The sequence below is a fragment of the Morganella sp. B601 genome, assembly GCF_051172335.1.
Taxonomy (GTDB): Bacteria; Pseudomonadota; Gammaproteobacteria; order Enterobacterales; family Enterobacteriaceae; genus Morganella; species Morganella morganii.
Map to the genome: position 1 here is coordinate 578343 of NZ_JBPIZE010000002.1, position 24280 is coordinate 602622.

At 52.1% G+C, this 24280-nt stretch carries 23 protein-coding genes; 11 read left to right on the forward strand and 12 right to left on the reverse strand.

What is annotated here, in order from left to right; translation table 11 throughout:
* Positions 1-106: 106 nt before the first annotated feature.
* Entirely contained in the window at positions 107-970 is an 864-nt protein-coding gene (locus tag ACSBQN_RS07470; RefSeq protein WP_004235340.1) for a fructosamine kinase family protein, read from the forward strand.
* Between the two features lie 70 nt (positions 971-1040).
* Here ACSBQN_RS07470 and ACSBQN_RS07475 read toward each other — a convergent pair whose 3' ends face one another.
* The gene (locus ACSBQN_RS07475; protein WP_004235338.1) at positions 1041-1580 is read right to left on the reverse strand and encodes a YniB family protein; all 540 of its coding nucleotides are present in this window, start codon (positions 1578-1580) and stop codon (positions 1041-1043) included.
* 180 nt (positions 1581-1760) lie between these two features.
* Between ACSBQN_RS07475 and hxpB the strand changes: the two genes are divergently transcribed.
* From hxpB to ACSBQN_RS07490, 3 genes are all read left to right on the forward strand, one after another.
* Positions 1761-2426 (forward strand): hexitol phosphatase HxpB, encoded by a 666-nt coding sequence (hxpB, locus tag ACSBQN_RS07480; RefSeq protein ID WP_354633269.1) that lies wholly within the window; start codon positions 1761-1763, stop codon positions 2424-2426.
* A 165-nt stretch (positions 2427-2591) separates the two neighbouring features.
* Positions 2592-3149 carry a metal-dependent hydrolase gene (locus ACSBQN_RS07485; protein WP_024473278.1) on the forward strand — a complete coding sequence of 186 codons (558 nt, stop codon included), beginning with the start codon at positions 2592-2594 and terminating at the stop codon, positions 3147-3149.
* A 234-nt stretch (positions 3150-3383) separates the two neighbouring features.
* Positions 3384-4778: an L-cystine transporter gene (locus ACSBQN_RS07490; RefSeq protein ID WP_004235333.1), complete on the forward strand. Its 1395-nt coding sequence runs from the start codon at positions 3384-3386 to the stop codon at positions 4776-4778.
* Between the two features lie 246 nt (positions 4779-5024).
* Here ACSBQN_RS07490 and htpX read toward each other — a convergent pair whose 3' ends face one another.
* The 3 genes from htpX to maeB all read right to left on the reverse strand — a co-directional run bounded on the left by htpX (position 5025) and on the right by maeB (position 8969).
* Positions 5025-5906, reverse strand: a complete 882-nt coding sequence (htpX, locus tag ACSBQN_RS07495) for a protease HtpX (protein ID WP_214167413.1) — start codon at positions 5904-5906, stop codon at positions 5025-5027.
* Positions 5907-6248: 342 nt separating this feature from the next.
* Complete coding sequence (locus ACSBQN_RS07500; protein ID WP_024473279.1) at positions 6249-6638, reverse strand: VOC family protein; 390 nt, start codon at positions 6636-6638, stop codon at positions 6249-6251.
* A gap of 51 nt (positions 6639-6689) precedes the next feature.
* Positions 6690-8969: an NADP-dependent oxaloacetate-decarboxylating malate dehydrogenase gene (maeB, locus tag ACSBQN_RS07505; protein ID WP_004235329.1), complete on the reverse strand. Its 2280-nt coding sequence runs from the start codon at positions 8967-8969 to the stop codon at positions 6690-6692.
* A gap of 453 nt (positions 8970-9422) precedes the next feature.
* On the opposite strand from maeB, the gene ACSBQN_RS07510 reads away from it, so the two are divergent.
* Positions 9423-10052: a LuxR C-terminal-related transcriptional regulator gene (locus ACSBQN_RS07510; protein WP_024473280.1), complete on the forward strand. Its 630-nt coding sequence runs from the start codon at positions 9423-9425 to the stop codon at positions 10050-10052.
* Positions 10053-10081: 29 nt separating this feature from the next.
* Here the strand turns inward: ACSBQN_RS07510 and ACSBQN_RS07515 are convergent, their stop codons facing one another.
* A complete protein-coding gene (locus ACSBQN_RS07515) occupies positions 10082-10639 on the reverse strand; it encodes a hypothetical protein (RefSeq protein WP_024473281.1) in 558 nt (185 codons plus the stop codon).
* Positions 10640-10801: 162 nt separating this feature from the next.
* Here ACSBQN_RS07515 and ACSBQN_RS07520 point away from each other — a divergent pair, with 162 nt between their 5' ends.
* From ACSBQN_RS07520 to ACSBQN_RS07530, 3 genes are read left to right on the forward strand one after another with little or no spacing between them, the layout of a single operon-like run.
* Positions 10802-11179, forward strand: a complete 378-nt coding sequence (locus ACSBQN_RS07520; RefSeq protein WP_024473282.1) for an ArsC family reductase — start codon at positions 10802-10804, stop codon at positions 11177-11179.
* A gap of 15 nt (positions 11180-11194) precedes the next feature.
* Entirely contained in the window at positions 11195-12325 is a 1131-nt protein-coding gene (gene dapE, locus ACSBQN_RS07525; protein WP_024473283.1) for a succinyl-diaminopimelate desuccinylase, read from the forward strand.
* On the forward strand, positions 12322-12999 hold the full coding sequence (locus tag ACSBQN_RS07530) for a M15 family metallopeptidase (RefSeq protein ID WP_024473284.1): 678 nt from the start codon (positions 12322-12324) through the stop codon (positions 12997-12999). Before dapE ends, ACSBQN_RS07530 begins: the two co-directional genes overlap by 4 nt.
* Here the strand turns inward: ACSBQN_RS07530 and ACSBQN_RS07535 are convergent.
* On the reverse strand, positions 12996-13412 hold the full coding sequence (locus ACSBQN_RS07535) for a DUF454 family protein (protein WP_024473285.1): 417 nt from the start codon (positions 13410-13412) through the stop codon (positions 12996-12998). The genes ACSBQN_RS07530 and ACSBQN_RS07535 overlap by 4 nt on opposite strands.
* Before the next feature lie 181 nt (positions 13413-13593).
* Positions 13594-15222 (reverse strand): benzoylformate decarboxylase, encoded by a 1629-nt coding sequence (gene mdlC / locus ACSBQN_RS07540; protein ID WP_024473286.1) that lies wholly within the window; start codon positions 15220-15222, stop codon positions 13594-13596.
* Between the two features lie 1530 nt (positions 15223-16752).
* Here mdlC and ACSBQN_RS07545 point away from each other — a divergent pair.
* The gene (locus tag ACSBQN_RS07545) at positions 16753-16950 is read left to right on the forward strand and encodes a YpfN family protein (RefSeq protein ID WP_004235313.1); all 198 of its coding nucleotides are present in this window, start codon (positions 16753-16755) and stop codon (positions 16948-16950) included.
* Here ACSBQN_RS07545 and ACSBQN_RS07550 read toward each other — a convergent pair.
* The 5 genes from ACSBQN_RS07550 to ACSBQN_RS07570 form a co-directional block, all read right to left on the reverse strand.
* Positions 16937-18943 carry a tRNA(Met) cytidine acetyltransferase TmcA gene (locus tag ACSBQN_RS07550; protein WP_354633268.1) on the reverse strand — a complete coding sequence of 669 codons (2007 nt, stop codon included), beginning with the start codon at positions 18941-18943 and terminating at the stop codon, positions 16937-16939. The genes ACSBQN_RS07545 and ACSBQN_RS07550 overlap by 14 nt on opposite strands.
* 8 nt (positions 18944-18951) lie before the next feature.
* Positions 18952-19404 carry a DUF441 domain-containing protein gene (locus ACSBQN_RS07555; RefSeq protein ID WP_024473288.1) on the reverse strand — a complete coding sequence of 151 codons (453 nt, stop codon included), beginning with the start codon at positions 19402-19404 and terminating at the stop codon, positions 18952-18954.
* Positions 19405-19507: 103 nt separating this feature from the next.
* A complete protein-coding gene (gene ypfJ / locus ACSBQN_RS07560) occupies positions 19508-20395 on the reverse strand; it encodes a KPN_02809 family neutral zinc metallopeptidase (protein ID WP_201893231.1) in 888 nt (295 codons plus the stop codon).
* Between the two features lie 161 nt (positions 20396-20556).
* On the reverse strand, positions 20557-21270 hold the full coding sequence (gene purC / locus ACSBQN_RS07565; RefSeq protein WP_036405776.1) for a phosphoribosylaminoimidazolesuccinocarboxamide synthase: 714 nt from the start codon (positions 21268-21270) through the stop codon (positions 20557-20559).
* 139 nt (positions 21271-21409) lie between these two features.
* Positions 21410-22180, reverse strand: coding sequence for a DeoR/GlpR family DNA-binding transcription regulator (locus ACSBQN_RS07570; protein ID WP_434991640.1), 771 nt, complete (start codon positions 22178-22180; stop codon positions 21410-21412).
* 86 nt (positions 22181-22266) lie between these two features.
* Here ACSBQN_RS07570 and ACSBQN_RS07575 point away from each other — a divergent pair, with 86 nt between their 5' ends.
* Together ACSBQN_RS07575 and ACSBQN_RS07580 are read left to right on the forward strand one after the other, a co-directional pair.
* A complete protein-coding gene (locus ACSBQN_RS07575) occupies positions 22267-23064 on the forward strand; it encodes an inositol monophosphatase family protein (protein WP_024473292.1) in 798 nt (265 codons plus the stop codon).
* Between the two features lie 51 nt (positions 23065-23115).
* Positions 23116-24270, forward strand: a complete 1155-nt coding sequence (locus tag ACSBQN_RS07580; RefSeq protein ID WP_354633265.1) for an MFS transporter — start codon at positions 23116-23118, stop codon at positions 24268-24270.
* The last annotated feature ends 10 nt before the right edge of the window (positions 24271-24280 follow it).

Genomic DNA, 24280 nt, shown 5'->3' on the forward strand with positions numbered 1-24280 from the left:
GTATTTCCCTGCTCTTACTGTATAATTTGTGTGAGATGTCCGCTTTTTTCTTTTATTTTCCGGCGGTAAGATAGACTGACTGATAGACGGCTTAGTGAGGTGGCTCATGTGGCAGGCAGCAGGACGTATACTCAGTGAACATTTCGGCGAACACTCGTTCTCTGACAAGAAACAACTCGATGGCGGTGAAATCCACCGTTCCCGGAGTGCCCGTTACGGCGATCATCCGGTTTTTATCAAATATAACCGGCGTGACATGTTGCAGGTATTCAAAACCGAGGCGGAGCAGCTTGATGCTCTCAGCCGCAGCCGTACACTGACAACCCCCGCCGTTTATGGTGTCGGGTCGACAAAAGAGTTCAGCTTCCTGATTATGGAATATCTGCCGCTGAAGCCTTTTGATTCCCATTCCGCCTATATGTTCGGGCAGCAGCTGGCGCGTCTGCACCAGTGGCATGAACAGCCCCGTTACGGTTTCGATGAAGATAACCTGCTGGGCACCAATCCCCAGCCGAATGCCTGGGATAAAAAATGGGCTTCTTTCTTTGCTGAAAAACGCATCGGCTGGCAGTTACAGCTGGCGAAAGAAAAAGGTATCATCTTCGGCGATATTGACAGCATTATCCGGCGTGTACAGCAAAAGCTGTCTGACCACCAGCCGCAGCCATCCCTGCTCCACGGTGATCTGTGGCCGTCAAACTGTGCGGCGGTGGCTGACGGCGGAACAGTCGCGTTTGACCCGGCGTGTTACTGGGGTGATCGCGAGTGTGATCTGGCGATGCTCTCTTTTTTCCCTGAGCTGCCGATGCAAATCCTCGACGGCTATCAGCAGGTCTGGCCGCTGGAAAGTGGTTTCTTAGAGCGCCAGCCGCTCTATCAGCTCTATTATCAGCTTCACCGCAGCCATTTATTTGGTGATCGTTATTATCAGAGTGCACAGACGATTATTGACGATATTCTCGCCGGTTAATCCCTGTCTTACAGACAAAAAATACCCCGTCAGAGACTCTGCGGGGTATTTTTCATTCAGGCTGTTCTGCTTACCAGTTAAGAAACTTAATTAAGAACCACGCAATCGCGCCGATAAATACCGGCAGCACATACAGCACAAAAATTTGCCGGAAAATAGTGTGATTCGGAATACGTATTTTGGCGATTAAATCCGCCGGTGTTTTTCCGCTCTCTCTGGCATTTTCAATAATGGCCTGATCTTCAATATTCTCGCGGATAAATTTTACCTGCCGGGACATACGGATACCGGATGCACTCAGCGCCAGCCCCACAAACATCAGGATATAAATCAGTAAGAAACTCAGATTATGACCTTCAAAACCGAGTAATTTATCCGGTACAGGAGAGTTATTCCAGAATGTGTTCAGGAACGGTGTATTCACACGGATCATTTCCGTCACCACATTGATAAAATCCCCGATAACGGCATTAATTTTATCACTGCCGGTACTCTGCTGATGAGCCAGTTTCAGTAACGAAACAATGGTTGAGATCAGGGCCGGAATAAAAACCACCCAGCCTGCCACCCGTTTAAATACAGCAACCCAGCGTGCCTGTTGCAGCGTCATGCGCTTTCCTCATTTGATTTTTTCCCTGTAATCATAGCGCAGAAATCAGGAGAAGATCATTATCATTATTCCGGACTTTTTTACCCCGTAAATTATTAAGTCACTTAATGAACTCTCTGTCCCGGCTTGTTACAATCAGGGAATGTTTTAATTCATTGCAGGATCTCAGGAGCATACACTATGTCCCACACCTTACCGGTACAGGCCGCTGTTTTTGATATGGATGGTTTACTGATTGACTCCGAGCCGTTCTGGCTTCAGAGCGAAAATCAGGTTTTCAGCAGCATCGGCCTGGATATGTCATTGCGGGATAAGTTGCCCGATTTGCTGGGTCTGCGTATCGACCAGGTCGTGGAGCTGTGGTATCACGTTTCGCCGTGGCAGACTCCCTCCAAAGAAGAGGTCATTCAGCGGATTATTGATTCCACGATTGCCATGGTGGAAAAAGAGCGTCCGCTTCTGCCCGGTGTGGAACATGCGCTGTCCCTGTGTCAGTCACAGGGACTGAAAATTGCTCTGGCCTCCGCCTCGCCGCTCTATATGCTGGAATCTGTGCTGGAGATGTTTAACATCCGCCATTATTTTGATGCGGTGGTGTCTGCCGGTGATCTGTCTTACAGCAAGCCGCATCCGCAGGTTTATCTGAATGCCGCTGAAGCGCTGGGTGTTCCGCCGGTGCAATGCGTGGCGCTGGAAGATTCGGTTAACGGTATGATTGCCTGTAAAGCCGCCCGCATGCGCTCCATTGTGGTTCCGTCCGCTGAAATGGCCGCCGACCCGCGCTGGTCACTGGCAGATTACCGCCTGTCATCGCTCAGCGAACTGACTGCGGCGATGATCCGCTGATTATTTTTATGGCGGGAAATATCCCGCCCTGCTCCGTTAGTGAAATATTCCGGAGTTATTCATTAATAAATAAGCCTTTTTCTTTCTTACCCTCTGGCCGGGAGTCATAAAAGACTTTATACTGTAACACTGTATAAATAAACACCTGAGTATTTACCCGGTATCATGACAGCTGAGGGTCACCTGCTTTTCTCTGTCGCTTCTGTAGTGATGGTTCATCAGCTTCAGATTTCGCCTGATATCAGTCAGGGGGACTGGCTGCACCTGATCCCCGGCGCACTCGCCGGTGCACTGCTGCCGGATATCGATCATCCTAAATCCATGCTGGGGCAGTGGGTCCGCTTTATTTCCGTGCCAATCTCCCGCCTGTGCGGCCACCGGGGTTTCACCCACAGTCTGCTGGCTATTCTGACCGGCGTTATTCTGTTCCGCACACAACTGCCGGTCAGCTGGTCTGTTCCGGCGGATTTTTATCAAGCAGTGATTGTCGGGTATCTCAGCCACCTGGCCGGGGATATGCTGACGACCGCCGGGATCCCGCTGTTATGGCCGGTACGCTGGCGTTTCTGCATTCCGCTGCTGGGCAGCAAAGCCAATAAACGGGCGGAACGCAGTGTGGCGCTGATTGTACTGGTGGCCTCGTTCTATCTGCCTGCTCACTGGGAGGTCTGGTGGGATCATGTCCGGGAACTGATACTGGCTCAGATATCGGCCAGGCTATAAATAATCCGTTTTATATAACCACCTGCTATAGAAAAACATCCGTTTAATGACGATTCAGGCTAAATCAACCACTGTGATCTACAATATAGCTATAAATAATACAGATTAATTATAAGTACTGCAGAAAACTCCTGTTAATCTATAACGCATCCTTTACAGTTTTAGCATCTGCATAACTGTATGCGATTTAGCCAACACACTATAACAACATACCAACAGGTATCGGAGACCGGGATGAACTTTCCATTAATCAGCAATCTCGCCATATTCGTTATTCTGCTGCTGGTGCTGATGAAGCTCAGCAGTAATAAGGACTGGAGTCTGTCCAAAAAGGTACTCACCGGTCTGGTGATCGGTGTTCTGTTCGGCCTCGGGCTGAATGCATTCTACGGCACGGAGCATGACGCGGTAAAACAGGCGCTGCCGTGGTTTGATATCGTCGGTAACGGCTATGTGAAGCTGTTACAGATGGTGATCATGCCGCTGGTCTTCGCGTCTATTCTCAGCGCGGTTGCCCGTCTGCACCAGGCATCATCGCTGGGTAAAATCAGCGTGCTGACGATCGGCACCCTGCTGATCACCACAGCAATTGCCGCCTTAATCGGTATTTTGATCACCCTCGCTTTCGGCTTAACCGCAGATGGCCTGATTCAGGGTGTGAAAGAAACCGCGCGTCTGACTCAGCTGGAATCCCAGTATGCAGGCAAAGTGTCTGACCTGACCGTGCCGCAGCTGATCCTGTCCTTTATTCCGAAAAACCCGTTTGCTGACCTGACCGGTGCTAACCCGACCTCTATCATCAGCGTGGTGATTTTTGCCGCCTTTATGGGTGTGGCTGCACTTCAGCTGATTAAAGACAACGAAGAGCGCGGTGCCAAAGTGCTCAGCGCGATTGATATCCTGCAGGCGTGGGTGATGAAACTGGTGCGTCTGGTGATGCGCTTTACCCCGTACGGCGTATTTGCTCTGATGACCAAAGTGGTTGCCGGTTCAAACATTCAGGACATCATTAAATTAGGGACTTTCGTCGTTGCTTCTTATATTGCGATCCTGCTGATGTTCGTCGTTCACGGCCTGATTGTCGGCGCTGCCGGTATCAATCCGCTGCGTTTCTTCCGTAAAATCGCGCCGGTACTGACTTTCGCCTTTACCAGCCGTTCAAGTGCGGCCAGTATTCCGCTGAGTGTGGAAGCACAAACCCGCCGTATCGGTATTCCTGATTCTATTGCCGGGTTCGCAGCTTCCTTCGGTACCACCATCGGTCAGAACGGCTGTGCCGGGATTTACCCGGCCATGCTGGCGGTGATGGTTGCCCCGACCATGGGTATCAACCCGTTTGACCCGCTGTGGATTGCCACACTGGTCGGTATCGTCACCGTCAGTTCTGCCGGTGTTGCCGGTGTCGGCGGCGGTGCCACTTTCGCGGCACTGATTGTTCTGCCTGCAATGGGTTTGCCGGTCACTCTGGTCGCGCTGCTGATCTCTGTCGAGCCGCTGATTGATATGGGCCGTACCGCCCTGAACGTCAGTGGTTCCATGACTGCCGGGACAGTCACCAGCCAGATCCTGGGCCAGACAGACAAAACCCTGTTTAATAATGATAACGACGAAGATTTACAGCAGGGATAATATCCCGCCGCTGATTATCGTCAGATAACAGAAAGCCCGTATTCAGGATATGAATACGGGCTTTTTATTGATATCACTATGGCCCCAGCAAACTCACCACCCGCGTCACACAATCCGGTTAATCATCGGATCCGCCCGTCACATTATGTTTTCGGCTGCCACCTTCGGCATTATTGCTGCTCCGCAGACAGGCATAAAAAAGGCCGTAACTCTGTGCGTTACGGCCTTTTTATCAATATATAGTGATTAATTCAGAAACTCACCGCTTCGCAGTGCTTCAATACGCTTATCCAGCGGCGGGTGAGATAAAAACAGTTCGCTGAATGATTTATTGCGGCCGTTGATGCAAAATGCCATCATACTGCCCTCTTCCTGCGGCTCGTAGCTGGTTTTCAGGCGTTGCAGTGCGGCGATCATCTTCTCGCGGCCCACCAGTTTTGCAGAGCCCGCATCCGCATAGAATTCACGGCGGCGTGAGAACCACATGGTGATAATGCTGGCCAGAATACCGAACACAATTTCCAGTACCATCGATACCGCGAAGTAAATCATCGGGTTGCCCTGGCTGCCGGAATTTTCGTCATTGCTGTTTGACATAAAACCTGCCGCCAGTTGTGCCAGAATACGGGAAATAAAGATAACAAAGGTGTTTACCACGCCCTGTAACAGCGTCATGGTCACCATGTCACCATTCGCGATATGGCTGATCTCATGGGCGATAACCGCCTCCGCCTCATCGCGGCTCATGTTTTCCAGTAACCCGGAGCTGACCGCCACCAGTGACGCATCACGGCGTGCACCGGTTGCAAAGGCGTTAATGTCCGGTGCGTGGTAAATCGCCACTTCCGGCATGCCGATACCGGCCTGCTGTGCCTGACGGCGTACCGTCTCCACCAGCCAGCGCTCCGTCTGAGTGGACGGATTGGTGATCACCTGCCCGCCGACAGAGCGCAGTGCCATCCATTTTGACATCAGAAGAGACACAAATGCGCCGCCGAAACCAAATAACCCTGCCATAATCATCAGTCCGGTCACACTTTGACTCTGAACGCCGGTCAGCGACAGAATAATGCCGAAGACAACCATTACGGCCAGGTTTGTGAGTAAAAATAATGCAATTCGCATCATATCAGTATGATCCTTTAAATAGTGTGCCCATCATATGCCTCAGAAAATAGGGGCATTTTGCCATATTTCAAGGCTTTTTAACCGAATAACTTTAATTATTAAACAACTTTACACTTAATTTTAATAAAGTGACCTTTTGCTGTTTTGTGCGGTTTGGTTTGCTGTGCAGATAATCAGCGTTTTTTATTAAAAAAACACTTTACTTTTTAAATGGTAAAAATTATCATTCTCGTTGTCGGTACCTGAGTAAATTACTAAGGTATTGGCAAACGACATTGCTCACATTGCTTCCAGTATTTCGAAGTTTCTCAGCCAGCCATCGCGCTGGCTTTTTTTTATCCGTCAGCGGGCATAAAACTCCACCGGCAGATTATCCGGGTCAAAACAGAAGAAAAATGATTTGCCGGTAAATTCATCCGTACGAATGCTGTCACAACGGACACCACATTGTTTCAGATGTGTTTCCCATACGGTCAGATCCTGCACTGCAAATGCCAGATGGCGCAGACCACAAGCTTCCGGCTGTGATACCCGCACCGGGCTTGCCGGAAAGGTAAAAAGCTCCAGCAGGTATTCTCCGTTCAGTGCCAGATCCACCTTGTAAGAATCCCGTTCCGCACGATAGTGCTCACTGAGCACTGTTAATCCCAGTACATCGCAATAAAACGCCAGACTGGCCGTGAGGTCAGAAGCAATCACGGCGATATGATCCACTTTTTCAATCTTCAGCATATCTTTCCTGTACAACGCCCCGTTGCCGGGGCGTTTGAGTTACGGCTTTATTTACAGAGGCTGAGTCTGCGCTTCCACCGCCGCCAGCGCCACCATGTTGACGATACGCCGCACGGAGGAGATAGACGTCAGAATATGCACCGGCTTGTTAATCCCCATCAGCACAGGACCGACCGTCACCCCTTCCGAGGTGGTCACACGCAACAGGTTATAACTGATACGGGCTGCTTCCCCGTTCGGCATAATCAGCAGGTTTGCCGCACCTTTCAGCGGGCTGTCCGGCATCAGATCACGGCGGATAGCTTCCACCAGCGCCGCGTCACCGTGCATTTCCCCGTCAATTTCCAGTGACGGTTCCCGTTCGCGGATCAGCGCCAGAGTATCACGCATTTTCTCTGCGGACGGCGACGGACAGGAGCCGAAGCTGGAGCGGGATAACAGCGCCACTTTCGGCTCGATACCGAACCGGCGCACCGCGGCGGCGGCCATCAGGGTGATCTCCGCCAGTTGTTCGGCTGTCGGCTCATCATGCACATAGGTATCGGCGATAAAGGTGTTACCGGTCGGCAGACTGAGCGCATTCATTGCCCCCGCCGTATGCACACCTTCATGGAAACCAAACACATTTTCCACAATCCGGTAGTGATCGTGATAATCGCCGACCACGCCGCAGATCATACCGTCCGCCTCACCACGGTGCACCATGATGGCACCGATACTGGTCGGGTTAGTGATAATGGCACGGCGGGCCTGTTCCTGAGTCACGCCCTTGCGCTTCATCAGCTGATAATATTCCTGCCAGTATTCAGCAAAACGCGGGTCACTTTCATTGTTAACGATTTCAAAATCCTGATCCGGCACAATCTGCAGTCCCAGCTTTTTGATTCGCATTTCAATCACATCCGGGCGGCCAATCAGGATCGGATACGCCAGCCCCATGCTGACCAGTTCCTGTGTCGCATGCAGCATGCGCGGCTCTTCCCCTTCGGCCAGCACGATACGTTTGCGATCTTTGCGTGCCATGGAGAAAATCGGCTTCATAAACAGGGTGGTTTTGTAGACAAACTCATTGAGGTGTTCCAGATAGACACTGAAATCCTCAATCGGACGCGTCGCCACACCGGTTTCCATCGCCGCTTTTGCCACAGCCGGAGCGATTTTCAGGATAAGACGCGGATCAAACGGTTTCGGGATAATATATTCACGGCCGAAAGATAATTCCTGACCGCCGTAAGCGGAGGCAACCTGCTCGCTCTGCTCTGCCAGCGCCAGATCGGCAATCGCCTTCACACAGGCCAGTTTCATCTCTTCATTAATCGCTGTTGCGCCGACATCCAGCGCACCACGGAAAATAAACGGGAAGCAAAGCACGTTATTGACCTGGTTCGGATAATCCGAGCGCCCGGTACAGATAATGGCATCCGGACGGACCGCCAGTGCCAGCGGCGGCAGGATTTCCGGCTCAGGGTTGGCCAGTGCCAGGATCAGCGGGTCACGCGCCATGCCTTTGACCATCTCCGGTGTCAGTACACCCGGACCGGAACAGCCGAGGAAAATATCCGCGCCCGGCATCGCATCCGCGAGTGTCCGCATGCCGTTATCATCAATAGCATACGCCGCTTTGGTTTCCGCCATATTGGCTTCACGGCCTTTGTAGATAACCCCTTTCGAGTCACAGACAATAATATTGTCGCGTTTCAGGCCCAGCAGCACCATCAGGTTCATACAGGCAACAGAGGCAGCTCCCGCACCGGAGACCACCAGCCGGACATCGCCGATCGCTTTATTGACGATACGCAGTCCATTGAGTACAGCTGCAGTACTGATAATCGCGGTACCGTGCTGGTCATCATGGAAGACCGGGATTTTCATGCGTTCGCGCAGTTTCTTTTCAATATAGAAACATTCCGGTGCTTTGATATCTTCCAGGTTGATGCCGCCGAATGTCGGCTCCAGAGAGGCAATAATATCCACCAGTTTGTCCGGGTCGGTCTCATTGACTTCAATATCAAAGACATCCACACCGGAGAATTTTTTAAATAAAACCCCTTTTCCTTCCATCACCGGCTTGCCGGCCAGCGCCCCGATATTACCGAGGCCGAGCACCGCCGTACCGTTGGAAATTACCGCGACCAGGTTGCCTTTGGCGGTATATTTATAAGCTGCCAGCGGATCATCCGCGATTTCGAGGCAGGGAGCTGCAACTCCGGGTGAATAGGCCAGAGCCAGATCACGCTGGGTGGTCAGCGGTTTGGTCGGGGTAACGGTAATTTTACCGGGAGAGGGAAACTGATGAAACTCAAGGGCACTTTGTTTTAATTGTTCGTCCATTTCAGGATCCTTTACAGGCGTTAATAACAGGGTCAGGGCGGACCGGCAGCGTAAGCTCTGCCGCCGGCCACGTTATTCAGCGCTACATAATCAGTATACTGATAAATAGCGGAATAGTGAAAAAAGTGTAATATTCATGTAGTTAATGTGCTGAACCTGTTGAAAAAAACAACATATCTCTTATTGGTTATCTGATAATAGCGGCCTTCTCCGGCTATACCGCCAATTATATCTTCCTGTCTTAAACCATGAACTTCATCCCTATAATATGCTTCATGTTATTAGGGACATTATTATTTTTAAATACTTTGTTATTTGCACATATAACACTTTTGCGTAAAAATTAATTGTCCTGGCGATTATGGTATATTTTGTATTTCAATAATTAATATATCAATTAAATCGTTTTAATTAATATCATCTCATACCGTACACCCGGCAAGGGAGAACTCTATGCCTCATCACACTATTATGGTTATTGATGACCATCCGTTGTTACGTTATGGTTTTAAAATGCTTTTACAGCCGGATTATGCGTTAACCATCATGCCGGAATTTACTGATAACAATGGTCTGTTCAGCCATATCCATCAGCATACCCCCAGAATGATTATATTGGATATCAATGTCCGTGCTTTTTCCGGTATTGATTTTATTAAAAAATTACGCCACAAGAAAATATCCAGTTATATCCTGGTGTTTTCACAGTCACGGGAACGGAATGATATATACGCTGCTATTGATGCCGGAGCTGATGGTTATTTATTAAAGAATTGCGATGTTGATTATTTATTAAGTCAGATTAAAAATGCTTTTAAAGGAAAAAAGATTTTCAGTGAGGCAATTTATAAGATTTTGCAGGAACGTGAACACTATCACGATCCGGTCAGTTACCTGACACAACGGGAAGCCGATGTTCTCAAAGAACTGGCCTGCGGGATGAAAAATAAGGAAATTGCACGGGCACTGTTTATTTCGGAAGAGACAGTGAAAGTTCATATCCGCAATATACTGAAAAAGCTGAATGTCTCCACACGGCTCGCCGCCAGCCTGCTCTATCTGAAATACCGGCTGCCCCGCTGAGAGGGATCCCCGGGATGGCTGTCCGGGGGTTACTCGCTTTCTTCGTCGATACTCGCCGGTGTCGGGTAATTGAGCAGTTCCAGGGTACCGTCCGGATTTTCGCGGACATCCACCTGGATCACCTCTTTATTCATCCCCCTGAGGATCGTATCCACTTCACTGTAGGCGTAACGAATGTTTTTATCACGCGCCCAGTCCGGCATACCGGTCACACCATAGTAAAAGTACACGGTGCTGATGCCGTTGCCTTGTGGCTCTATCGCCTTGATTTTACTGATACGCAGTGCGCCGTAACAAAAATCCTCATGCGCCTGCCAGGCTTCTTTACCTTTGTCCGTCAGCTGATATTCCACACCGGACGATTCAATAGTCGCACTGATAAAACCGACGGAAGCCAGCGCATTCAGCCGTGAAATCATCCATGGCTCTGACTGACTTGAGCTGAACTGCGGCCATTTGTGTTCATCCAGGCACAGTTCGCTGTTTTCCGTAAATTTGAGCTGAAGTTCATTCAGATACACGTCCGTTTGTCCCGCGAGGGTAAAGCTGGCAAATAACAGCGTGCTTCCGGCTAAGTACTCTTTCATCGATCCTGTCTCAACATCTTCCGGATGTTTTTGTCATGGTTATGGCGTAATGCTACCCCACTTTTTTGCATTTATCGAATACTCTCTGCACGTAAGATTCTGGATAACTGCATCAAATTCCCGCATTATGCTATTTTTCGTGTTCACGACAAAGGATAAAAGATGAAAAATACAACCTCCGTCTGCCGGATTTTCGGGATTAAAAACTGCGACACGATGAAAAAAGCCCGGGCATGGCTGGATGCTCATCAGATAGCGTATGAGTTTCATGATTACCGGCAGGATGGTGCGGATACAGAACTGCTCAGTGAATTTGCCCGTCATATTGACTGGACACAACTGCTTAACAAACGCGGCACCACCTGGCGTCAGCTGGATAAGACTGAACAGGATGCGGTGACAGATGCGCAGTCCGCCATCCGTCTGATGTCAGAAAAACCGGCGCTGATCAAACGCCCGGTGCTGGTCTCTGCGGACGGCCGTTATCGCCTTGGTTTTAAAGCTGATGATTATCAGCAGTTCTTCAGTCTTCCTGCCTGATACAAAGGAAACACCATGCATTGTCCTGTAACAGAACTGGCAAAACAGCTTATCAGCCGGGAATCGGTCAGCCCGGATGATAAAGGCTGCCAGACACTGATGGCTGAACGCCTGATTGCCGCCGGGTTTATCGTCGAACATATGCCTTTCGGCGACACACAGAATTTCTGGGCATACCGTGGCGGCAGCGGCACAACGCTGGCCTTTGCCGGTCACACCGATGTGGTCCCCCCGGGTGACCTCAGCCACTGGCGTACCCCGCCGTTTGAACCGGCACTGATTGACGGCATGCTGTACGGGCGCGGTGCTGCCGATATGAAAGGTTCACTGGCGGCCATGATTGTCGCCGCCGAGCGTTTCACTGAACGTTATCCGGACTATCCGGGACGCCTTGCTTTTCTTATCACCTCAGATGAAGAAGCGTCAGCCGTCAACGGCACAGTGAAAGTGGTGGAAACGCTGATGGCGCGCCATGAAAAGGTGGAATATTGCCTGGTCGGTGAGCCGTCAAGCCAGTCGCAATTAGGGGATATGATTAAAAACGGCCGCCGGGGTTCCGTTACCGCAAACCTGACGATTCACGGCACCCAGGGCCATGTCGCCTATCCGCATCTGGCTGATAACCCGGTTCACCGCGCCGCGCCGTTTATACAGGAGCTGGTGGCTGAACACTGGGACAGCGGCAATCAGTTCTTCCCGCCGACCAGCATGCAGATAGCCAATATCCGTGCCGGTACCGGCAGTAACAACATCATTCCCGGTGATCTGTTTATTCAGTTCAATTTCCGCTTCAGCACTGAATCTACCGCTGAATCACTGAAAGCACGGATTGCGGCACTGCTGGAAAAGCATCAGCTGAAATACACTATACACTGGTCACTGTCCGGCCACCCGTTCCTGACCCCGGAAGGCCCTCTGACCGGTGCGGTCTGCCGTGCCATCGGTCAGTACTGTAATCTGACACCGGAGCTCTCCACCAGCGGCGGAACCTCTGACGGACGCTTTATTGCACGGATGGGCACACAGGTTGTGGAGCTGGGTCCGGTCAACGCCACCATTCATAAAGTGAATGAATGCGTCAGCGCCGCTGATTTGCAGCAACTCAGCCGTATCTATCAACGGATTATGGAGCAGATACTGCTATGATGACCTTTGAAATGCTGACCGGGCAGACCCGTGATCATGTCATTAATTTTGCCGGTAATCATCACCTGCAATTTAATGCCACCAAAGCGTTTCTTGCCATGCAGAAAGCGGCGGCAACCGCCGGATTTAAACTGATGCCCGCCAGCTCCTTCCGCGATTTTTCCCGTCAGCAGATTATCTGGAATGAAAAATTTGCCGGGATCCGCGCTGTGAATGATGCAGAAAACCGCCCGCTGGATGTCTCCGGACTGTCAGAGGCGGAGCGCTGTCAGGCGATCCTGCGCTGGTCAGCCATTCCGGGTGCCAGCCGTCATCACTGGGGAACAGAGGTCGATTATTACGATCCGTTCCGCCTGCCTGCCGATACTTCCCTTCAGCTCGAACCTTGGGAGTATGAGGAAGGCGGCTATTTTGCCGCCCTTTCCGCCTGGCTGGCGGACAACATGGCACAGTTTGATTTTTATCTGCCGTTCACACAGCGTCAGACCGGTGGTGTGGCTTATGAACCGTGGCATATCAGCTACTGGCCGCTTTCGTATGAAGCAGAACAGCTTTACACCCCGGAGACGCTTGAAAGAGTGCTGAAAACACAGGATATCGCCGGTAAAACATGGCTACTGGCTAATCTTGACGCAATTTATCAGCAATATGTCACATTACCGGAGAGCCATTAGTCCGGTGATTTTTCTTCCGGCGCCGGGGTATTCTCCGGCGTCATTTCATCTGTTTCCGGCAGGCGCAGCATAAAGATCAGCAGCCAGACCAGAATACACAGCAGTAGCAGCCGGATATAAATCAGTTTCACCAGCCAGAGCGACACCGCGAACGTCAGCAGGATCACGATTACTGCACGCCGTTTTGCTTTGCGCGGCAGGCCTTTGTGTGTCTGCCAGTGACGGATGTAGCCGCCAAACCAGGAACGGTACAGCAGCCAGTGATGGAACCGGGGGGATGAACGGGAGAAACACCACGCTGCCAGCAGCAGAAACGGCGTCGTCGGCAATACCGGCAGCACAACCCCGAGGGTTGCCAGTATGACGGCAATCCAGCCTGATAACAGCAGCAGTATGCGGGTGAACGGCTTCACGTCCTGAGCCTCCGGTAATGAGAATGCAACTCAATGTTATCGTTGTGTAACAACTTATTCAACCGGCTTGTGATAACAAATGATAATCCGCTGACAAAACGGCTCTCTGTTCCGCACAAAGAGCCGCTCAGGTTACTGTCAGTATTATTACCGGCAGAAAATCAAATGATTGATACTGATATCACATCAGTGGCGGTACTGACGGCCGGATCGGCACAACGAGCACTGTCGGCCCCTTGCGCTGTAATGCCGCTTTGCAGGCCGCAATTACCTCAGCCTCTGTTTCTGCCCGGACTGCGGTGCAGCCGTAACCGGTGGCAAGAGCCGCAATATCCAGCCCCGGAATATCCAGACCCGGCACCCCCGGCGTATCTTCCAGCACTGCGAAAGATTTCAGAATGCCGTACTGCCTGTTTTCCGGAATGACAAACAGGATCGGTAACTGATGCTGTGCGGCAGTCCATAATCCCTGCACAGAGTACTGCATGGAGCCGTCACCGATAATCGCCGCCACCGGCCGGTTACGCCCGCTGTCCCGTTCACCGAGGGCAATCCCCGCACTGGCCGGTAATGTCCAGCCGAGTGAGCCGCTGGCAAAGGTATAGAATGAGTCCGGTTTATTAACCGGCCAGGCAGCATGCAACTCCCCCAGGTTAGAGGGGGATTCCTCAGTCAGAATCGTTTCTTCCGGCATTGCATTTCTGACCGCGCGGAACAGTTGTGAAGCACTCAGTAACCCGTCTGATACCGCTTCCTGCGCGGCAGGATGCGGTGCCATACCGTGCGGTTGTTTACTGACGGCGGCTGACCGCACCGGTCGTGCACTCACCAGCTCAGTTAACTGCTCAACCGCCAGTACCGCATCGCATAACAGGCTGTCACCGACCGGCGCCCGGCCGGCTTCCTGCGGATCATCCGTGATATGCAGCAACCGCAGTCCCGGCGGGATATAGTCACCGGCCACATACGGATAATAGCGGAAGACCGGCGCACCGATGATCAGCGCCACATCATGCCCGGCGAGTTTGTCCGAGAGCGGTTTCATGGCAAACGGCAGGCCGCCTGCATACAGAGGATGAGATTCCGGGAACGGCGGTCGCTCGGAGGCGGGTGCCGAATACACCGGGATATTCAGTTTTTCCGCCAGCCGGATCCCGGCATCCCAGCCCTCCCCCCGCGCAAGGGATGAGCCGTAAATCAGCACCGGATTTTTCGCCTCTGATACATTCTGCGCAAACTCCCGCATCCGCACCGGGTCGGCACTGATACGGTGAGACACGGTGCGGACAACCGCTGCATCTGCTTCCGCCGGTTTATCCCAGTCATCCAGCGGGATCGATAAAAATACCGGGCCCGCCGGTGGTTGCAGCGCCATCGCATACGCCCGCATAAAGGCCGCCGGAACATCTTCCGCCCTCACCGGCTGATAACTCCATTTCACCCACGGTTCCGGCAGTGTTTCCGGCTTGATATTAGTCAGCCACGGTTCCATCAGCAGCATGTCGCGGGTCTGGTTACCGGCGGTAATAATCAGCGGCGTGCGGTTCATATATGCTGTGAGGATATTGCTCATCGCGTTACTCAGCCCGGCGGAGGTATGCACATTGACCAGTGCAACATTACGGGTGGATTGTGCATAACCATCCGCAGCAGCGACCGCAGACGATTCATGCAGTGTCTGGATATAACGGAAATCTGCCGGAAAGTTTTTCAGGAAAGTTTCTTCTGTCGAGCCGGGATTACCAAAAACAGTCGTGATATTCAGTTGCCGGAGTAATTCAAATGTCACCTGACGGATTGTTTTTCCCATCGTAATGCTCCTGTGAAATCATTATTCTGCTGATGCCGGACCTACCGGCGAATGGAAAAGGCATGCTGATCGCTTTATTTGCCTGACGATAATTTTTACTTAAATAACAATAATAAACAGCGGGGATATAAATTAACAGAACAGTGAAAGATTCAGATATTCCGGACTCTATTACAGCAGAAAATAAAGATCAAACTGCGGTTTTATGGCTCTGCGCCTGATTATCAGACCGGCAGAATCGTTATTTCTGATATAAAGCAGAAAGATAGAGGTAAGACCAGACAACAGCATCATAAAAGGTCAGTGTAATACCCCTGCCGGGTCCGGTTGAGAGTAAACAACGCGATAACATGCTGGCAGTTTGTTAATCCGTTACAGTTCCGTTTAACTCAGAGCTGTTATTGTCTGCCGCGTGGTACCAATTGGTTATTTTGCTTTTTTTCAGCTCTCCGCGGATGCAGAGAGCTTTTTTTTATTTCCGGTATACTATCCGGATTATTCACACTGTTTATGTGCAGAGGTCATATGCTGAAAATATTCTGCTTTATTGCCGTTATTCTTCTTTCAGGCTGTGCCGGGGTTGGCGTAGGTGCATCCGGAGGTTCTGAAGGCGCTTCTGTGGGAATCGGTACAGGTATCGGCTTTTAACCCGGATGTTAATAAATAAGAGCGGTAACAATAGTGCATTAGTCATACAGGATGAAAAAAGTAATATTTAAGATTCAATGTATTGATAAATAAACCCATTTAAAAACCACCTGAGCGGGTTGGTAATATATAATTACCTGAAATATAACCAGGTAAAGCGTATCACCGATATGCCGGGAACATACCGGCAAAAACTGTATGATGGCATTCCTGAATATGCACAGAAAGCATTACCCCGGTCCGGGGTGCGGGCATTGTTCCGTAGTGAAATTATGCGCCATTAATTTATGGAAAAGGCAGTTGGAACATAACTGCCTTAGTGTCCGTCAGACGGAAATAAACATAAATGTGACAGGAAGAAAAAAGATACCGCCGGGAATAGTTGCTGTAATCAAAGGTAATAAAGCAAAAGCTTCCATAAATTACTCCTCATTATTATCACTAAATATATTTTAATCAGCATCAATAAAATTTCAATATACCTGTTATTTTTCAGGTATATCTGCAGGTAAACAACATGATAACCAACCCGTGTCGCGCTGCGTACGGTTCTGACGTGGCGTGCATCTCTGTGCTATTTTTATGCCTTGCCCGATATGCGGCAAGGGTGGCGATATCCGCCTGAATGTCCTGGCATGTCCCCGGAAGATGTGATTAAGAAATGTTATTCCGTGTATGGCGGATGTGATAACCTTATAACTTCATCTTTCAGGAAAGAAATAACGACCACAATCGTTTCCGGAGGGTTCGTGAAAGCCGGGGAAGCCACCTCAGTTAACCGGAGAGACAACCCGCCTGGTAATGGTTTTAAACTCATTTTGAATGATAGTGACTTATCCATTCTGATTTATTGATAAATAAAGACAAAAAAAGGTAACAACAATGCATTGGTTAGCAGACTACTGGTGGGTCATCCTGGTGCTGTTTGTCGGCGTGATCCTGAACGCCATTAAAGATCTCAAACGCGTGGATCACAAAAAATATCTGCAGAACCGCAGGGAACTGCCGCCTCACCGTGATAATAACGCACAGTGGGATGATGAGGATGACTGGCCGGATAATAAATCTAAAAAGTCCTGATCTCTTCTGCTGTCTGCTGCGCCCACTGCGGGCGCAGTATCTGCAGTATCACTGCTGTTTCCTGTCTCAGCACACTAAGTAATGTCTTTTTTCCGCTGATATGGCGAGCTTTCAGTATCTCCGGTTTACCGGACAGCAACTGTGACAATTCCGCTGTCTGTGCCGGGTATTCCCTTTGCAGGAGTACCAATGCAGGATCTGCCACCGCCTGTGGTTTAGCGGCATACGCAAACCCGGCCAGCATCCGCCATTCCCATTCATTGAGTGATTCCGCCTGCTCCGGCGGTACCGGTGAAAATCCCCATATCTGAGAAAAAACAGTGCAATCCCGGGCAAACTGCTGTTCTGCGTCATCCGCCAGTGCCTGTCCGGCCCGCGTCAGCGGCAGCAGCAGCATTGCGGTATAACATCCGCTGCCCGCTTCCGGGTGTGTCCCCATTCGGGCAAAACGAAAGCCGCAGGATGTCCAGAACGCAGCCAGTTCCGGGGTATAGCCGAAACTGACGGACAGATAATCCATACCGCTGTTTTTTGCCGCGTCAGCCGCCCGCTGTAATAACTGACGTCCCAGCGCATTGCGCCGGTAGCCTGCATGTACGGCAATACGGCTGATACGGCGTGAACGCAGTTGTGCCGCCTGCGGGAAATAACTGTGTGCCGCCAGCGATTGTGCCAGCAGATTTCCGCGCGGCCGCCGCGTGCCCGCCCAGACAGACAGTGTCAGTGCTGCCGGTAACCCACCCTCGTCGGTCAGCCAGAGCGCCGCAGTCACCTGCTGCCGGTGGCGGAACAGCGCGAAATGCTGTCCGGGCGCATCGGCCAGCCGCCGCAGATCCAGCGGGGATGTCCGGTAATGCGCTGCCGTCAGCAGGCCGTAAAACCCGGACAATAAATCCGGATCATCACATAACGCCTGCTGTGTTACGGACTGATATTCACACTTCCCCGTCTGTATGATTTTTTCCGCCGGCTCGGTGAGCAACAGTGCCTTATCGAGCCAGGCTTCCGCCGGATCATGCTCTGCCCAGCGTACCGGCTGCGTCAGCGTCAGTGCGGTAAACTGCGGTAATGAGTGACAGAATTTCAGTAAAAATCCCCGTCCGGTGCCTTCATAACCCTGAACAGTGGTCAGCAGCAGCACACGGGAAAATACCGCCGTAAAACGCGCGAGCAGCGGCAACGGGATCATCGCCGCTTCGTCGATCACCAGCCAGCCGTATGTGCTGACATCCGCCGTTTCCGCCAGTGTCAGTAAATTATCCGGGGCGATAAATTCTGTTTGTTGTGAATCATGAAGATAGCGCTGTATCACCGTGACCGTGGCTTTTGCCGGGGCACATAATAAATGACGGCCCGGCGATTCTGCCAGGAACAGACCGGCCACGGCGGATTTGCCCCGTCCTCTGGCCGCGGTCAGACAGAAAATGCCGCTTTCCGCACGGCGGAGCTGTGCCAGTATCTGCTGCTGCGCAGGGGTCGGTGTGCCATCCGGCGGCTGCCACGCGTTTTGCGGCGGCAGCAGAGTCATGTCAAATGGCCTGTTTTCATACCGGCAGAGATGAGCGGGATGGATAAGTGTACGGGCGAAGTGGCGCATAAAATGCGGCGCGGGGATCATCTGTCCGCCGTCATTCCAGCGCAGGCTGTCCTCATCCGGCCGGGTCTGCCATTGTGAGGCAGGCGGCAGCAGCAGGATCAGCCAGCTGCCCGCCTGTAGTGTGCCGGTCAGCATAGCCAGTGCTTCACTGTGCAGCCCGCGCCTGGCATCAAACACGCCGTGGCGGAACTCCTGTCCCAGCAACAAACGGGCTTTTTCCGCCGCGATACCGCCGGGCAGCTGAGCGGAAATGACCGGCCAGTCGCCGGGCGCCGCGTCTCTGATTTCCTGTAACCGGGATTCACACCAGTCATCACTGCCGCTCAGTACCCACAGACGGCGGATACCCTGTATACGGAGCTGTTCTGTGCAGGCGTGAAACAGTGCAGGTAACATGAGAACCGCTACATCTTACCGACAAGCAGTGACAGGATCCCCGCCGCAATCAGCGGCCCGACCGGCACCCCTCTGAACAGCGCGACACCGATAATGGTACCCACCAGCAAGCCGGCAACCGTGGACGGCTGGTTACTCATCAGTGTGACGCCCCGGCTGCCGAGCCAGGACACCAGAATGCCGATCGCTATCGCCAGCAGGGATTTCCAGTTCAGAAAGGAGCTTAAAACATCATTGGCACTGATTTTACCGCTGGCAATCGGTGCCATCACACCGACGGTCAGAATGAGGATCCCCAGTTTGAGGCCATATTTTTCCACAAACGGGAAATAGCCGTTGAGCGGCGTGATGCGCACAGCCAGCAGAAAAAGAATAGCCAGGGTTACCGTCATGTTATTACTGATAAGCCCGAGCCCGGCTAAGACCAGGAGGATAATCAGGGTCGGGTCAATATTACTCATATCAGATCCTGCGTGTCGGGGGGAATGAAAGCCGCCAATAGTATGCCGTTATACGATGATAATCAAACTCTGCCGGTTTTGCAGGAAAAACCGGCAGAAAGGCTTATTTCAGTGCGGAAAATGTGTCACATTGCGCAATATTACCGCTGTCAAAACCGCGTTTGAACCACTCATAACGCTGTGCGGATGTTCCGTGTGTGAAGCTGTCCGGAATAACCCGTCCCTGACTCTGTTTTTGCAGACGGTCATCGCCGATGGCCTGCGCCGCATTCAGAGCATTTTCCAGATCACCGTTTTCGAGGATCCCGGCTTTTTCCATCTCATGGCCCCAGATCCCGGCAAAACAGTCAGCCTGTAATTCCATTTTCACTGACAGGCGGTTTGCCTCTTTCTGACTGCTGCGCTGCTGACGTTCACGTACCTGACGATCGATACCGAGCAGATGCTGAACATGGTGTCCCACCTCATGAGCAACCACATAGCCCTGCGCGAAATCCCCGCCCGCCCCTAATTTGGTGCGCATATCGTCATAGAAAGAGAGGTCGATATAGACTTTCTGATCAGCCGGACAATAAAACGGCCCCATCACCGCCTGCCCCGCTCCGCAACCGGTCGGTGTTGCGCCCCGGTACAGCACCAGTTTCGGTTCGCGGTACTGCCGGTTCATCTGTGCGAATTTTTGTCCCCAGACCGCTTCGGTTTCCGCCAGCATCACACCGGTAAATTCCGCCTGTTTCTGCTCCTGTGCACTGTTTTGTGCCGGACGCTGCTGTGAGGTGGTCTGCCCGGTATTGACCGGGTCACCGGTAACCAGGCCGGTCAGGTCAATGCCGTAAAAACCGGCCACGACCACGATAACGACCACAACCAGTCCGGCTTTGCCGCGCGGCAGCGGAATACGCGGCCCACCTGCGGATCCGCCCGGAATTCTGCCCCCCGCACTGCGGCGGTCTTCAATATTGTCGCTCTGGCGACGCCCTTGCCAACGCATGATGATTCTCTGTTTATCGGATAATAGTCGGATAACTACATAGTACAGAGAAAATGAAGTGAGGAAAAATGCTTCTTTCTTTCAGGGGAGTGATAAATCAGCTTAATGCCGGTGATACGCAGGTTCTGTTATCACCGGCCATACATTCAGAAGGGGAATGATTAATCCAGTTTCACACCCAGACGGCGTGCCACTTCCTCATAAGCTTCAATCAGGCCGCCGAGGCTCTGGCGGAAGCGGTCTTTATCCATTTTATCCAGAGTTTCTTTATCCCACAGACGGCTGCCGTCCGGTGAGAACTCATCACCGAGCACGACCTGACCTTTATACAGACCGAATTCCAGTTTGAAATCCACCAGGATCAGACCCGCTTCATCAAACAGACGGGATAACACGTCATTGGCGATATAGCTCAGACGTTTCATTTCTGCGAGATTTTCCCGGCTGACCCAGCCGAAGGTTTCGCAGTAGGATTCATTGATCATCGGGTCATGTTTGGCGTCATTCTTCAGGAACAGATCGAAGATTGGCGGATTCAGCACCATCCCCTCTTCCACACCCAGGCGTTTTACCAGCGAACCGGCAGCGCGGTTACGGATGACACACTCCACCGGCACCATATCCAGCTTTTTCACCAGAATTTCGGTATCGGATAACAGACGTTCCATCTGAGTCGGGATACCGGCAGCTTCCAGTTTTCCCATGATAAAGTGGTTGAATTTATTATTGACCATGCCCTTGCGGTCAAACTGCTCGATGCGCTCACCATCCAGTGCTGATGTATCATTACGAAATTCCAGAATCAGCAGATCGGGATTATCCGTGGTGTAGACCGTTTTGGCTTTCCCACGATACAGTTCAGCATGTTTTTGCATCTTGCACTCTCCAGACAGGATTAATAATAGGCGTATCGCCTGACGGATAATATTCTCCCTCAGAACGATGCAATAAGCAATCGTTTGCGTAAGAAAAGATACAGACCCTGAAAGAGAGTGTTGTCCGGCAGAAGTGTGTTTACACCATAATGAGGGATAAACCCCGGGCTGTCAGCAGGTCACGGGCAGATTGCGGAGCCTTCTGAGTAAGCACAACGTGATCCAGTTCCTCATATGCCGCCACACGATAAGGTGCAATACGGCCGAGTTTGTCACCGGTCACACCGGCCACGGTCAGGCTGCTCTGTCTTATCAGTGCCCGTTTGAAAGCGGCTTCCTCAAACCCGGTAACCGTCAGACCACTGTCCGCATCCAGTGCGCATCCGCCGGGAAAACAGAGGTCAATATTCAGATAAGACAGCTGCTCCAGTGCCTGCGCCCCGATGCAGGTTCCGGATGCACGGTGCAGCTTTCCGCCCAGCACAATCAGCTCAAAATGCGGGTAGTCACTCAGTGCGGCTGCAATAAGCGGACTGTGTGTTATCACGGTCAGAGAAAAATCTTTCGGCATATGCTGTGCCAGCAACAGGTTCTGACTGCCGCCGTCCAGAAAAACTGAGCTGTGATTACGGATCAATCCTGCACAACCGAGCGCAATTTTTTCTTTTTCTGCACTGTTCTGCCCGATCCGCTGCTGAAAATCCGCCACATCACCCAGTACACTGACCGCACCGCCATACACCCGTTTACAGAGCCCTTCATCCGCCAGAACCTGCAAATCACGGCGGATGGTGTGCTCTGATACACCAAGCTGTTCAACCAGTGTGCTGCACTGTACCCGGCCGTCACTGTGTAATAACTGTCGGATCAGGGCTTGCCGTTGTTCCGGAAAAGCTGCATAATCGAGCATGTATTTCTCCTGTAAATTGCATAAAGCATCATAAACGTGCATCCCCTGCGGGTCAATCGAAACCCTGCCACTGCTGAGGTCATTCTGTGAACACACATCATCCGGATATCGCATTTTTTCATCAGTTAGCCAACCGCGCAGCACAAGAGACGTTACCGCGTTTTTTACCCGGGCATACACTGTCCGTCGATACCAAAATCAAAGAAGGTGTCAGTTTTGATCCGGTGACGGATGCAGACCGGCAGGCTGAAATCGCGCTGCGGGAAATGATCAGCGCAGCATATCCGCAGCACAGTATTCTGGGTGAGGAGTTCGGTCTGACCGGCGAAGGGGACTATCAGTGGATCCTTGATCCGGTGGACGGTACCCGCCCGTTTATGCTCGGGTTGCCGGTCTGGGGAACACTGGTCGGATTAACATGTCGCGGAACGCCTGTAATGGGAATGATGAGCCAGCCGTACACCGGCGAGCGTTTCTGGGCGGATGGTGAACGCAGCTGGCACAGCAGCCCGCACGGGACATATGTGATGAAAACCCGCAAAAACATCACCCTGGCCAATGCCATTCTGCATACCAATTCACCGGAGCCGATGCCCCGTTTCCCGGAAATCCGGCTGGCCGATCTGATGGAAAAGGTCTTAATGACCCGTTTCGGCGGCGAGTGCTATGCCATGGCGATGGTAGCGGCAGGCAAAATCGATCTGTGTTTTGATTACGCCCTTCAGCCATATGATATCGCTGCATTTATCCCGATCATTGAGCAGGCCGGTGGTTGCGTGACAACCCTTGACGGCGGACCTGCCATACAGGGCGGTGCTGTTCTCGCCAGTGGTTGTCCGCGTCTTCATCAGCAGGTGCTGACTATTCTGAACAAAAATATTTAATAATCGTATAATGATTATGATTATAAATTCGTATTACAAAGGTTATTGTGAATGTGTGATGTAATTGCAGTAACGCCGCCCGCCGTACCGGCCCGGCGGGAACAGATGGCCACCCGCGCGCTCTTTTTTGTTGCCGGTTTTGCCTCCGCGGCCTGGGCGGCACTGGTGCCGTTTGCCAAACTGAACACCGGCGTGAATGACGGGGTTCTCGGGTTATTACTGCTCTGTCTCGGCGGCGGTGCGCTGGTCGCCATGCCGCTGACCGGTGTGCTGACCACCCGTTTCGGCTGCCGCAGGGTGATGACCGTTTCCGTTCTCCTGCTTAGTGCAGCCCTGCCACTGCTGGCGATCATTAATCACACCGGATTACTGGCTCTGACGCTGATTATTTTCGGTATGGGGATCGGTATTACCGACTGTGCCATGAATATTCAGGCCATTATTGTTGAGAAAGCGGCACCAAAACCAATGATGTCCGGCTTTCACGGGTTCTACAGTGTCGGCGGCATTGCCGGTGCGGGTGCCATGAGTGGTTTTATGCTGGCCGGGATGGACGCATTACAGGCGGCCGGTGCCGTAACAGTGATTTGCCTTCTGCTGCTGGCTCTCAGTTATAAAGGCATACTGGATTACGCCTGGCCGTCAGAAGGCCCTGCATTTGCTGTGCCGCGCGGTGCGGTATTGCTGATAGGGATTATCTGCTTCGCCACCTTTCTGGCCGAAGGCAGTGTGCTGGACTGGAGTGCGGTTTTCCTGACTGAATATCGCCATGTGCCGGAGAGCATGGGCGGACTGGGTTTTGCCTGCTTCGCGGTGCTGATGTCCCTCGGGCGGCTGACCGGCGACAAAATTGTTGCGGTACTCGGACGGCCGCAGGTGGTGCTGTGGGGTGCTCTGCTGGCTGCCGGTGGTCTTCTGCTGAGTGTCCTGAGTGACAACTGGCTTCTGGCGCTCACCGGTTACGGGCTGATCGGCCTGGGATGTGCCAACGTGGTACCGGTGATGTTTTCCGCTATCGGCCGCCAGACCAGTATGCCGCAGGCCGTTGCCGTTCCGGCGGTAACCACGCTGGGTTATCTCGGTATTCTGGCAGGACCGGCGTCTGTCGGGCTGATTGCTTACCGCTTCACCCTGCCCGCAGCGCTGCTGACCGTGGTCGCGCTGCTGTTGCTGGTCGCGCTGCTGTCGCGCAAAGTCCGGATGTAAAAACACCGGC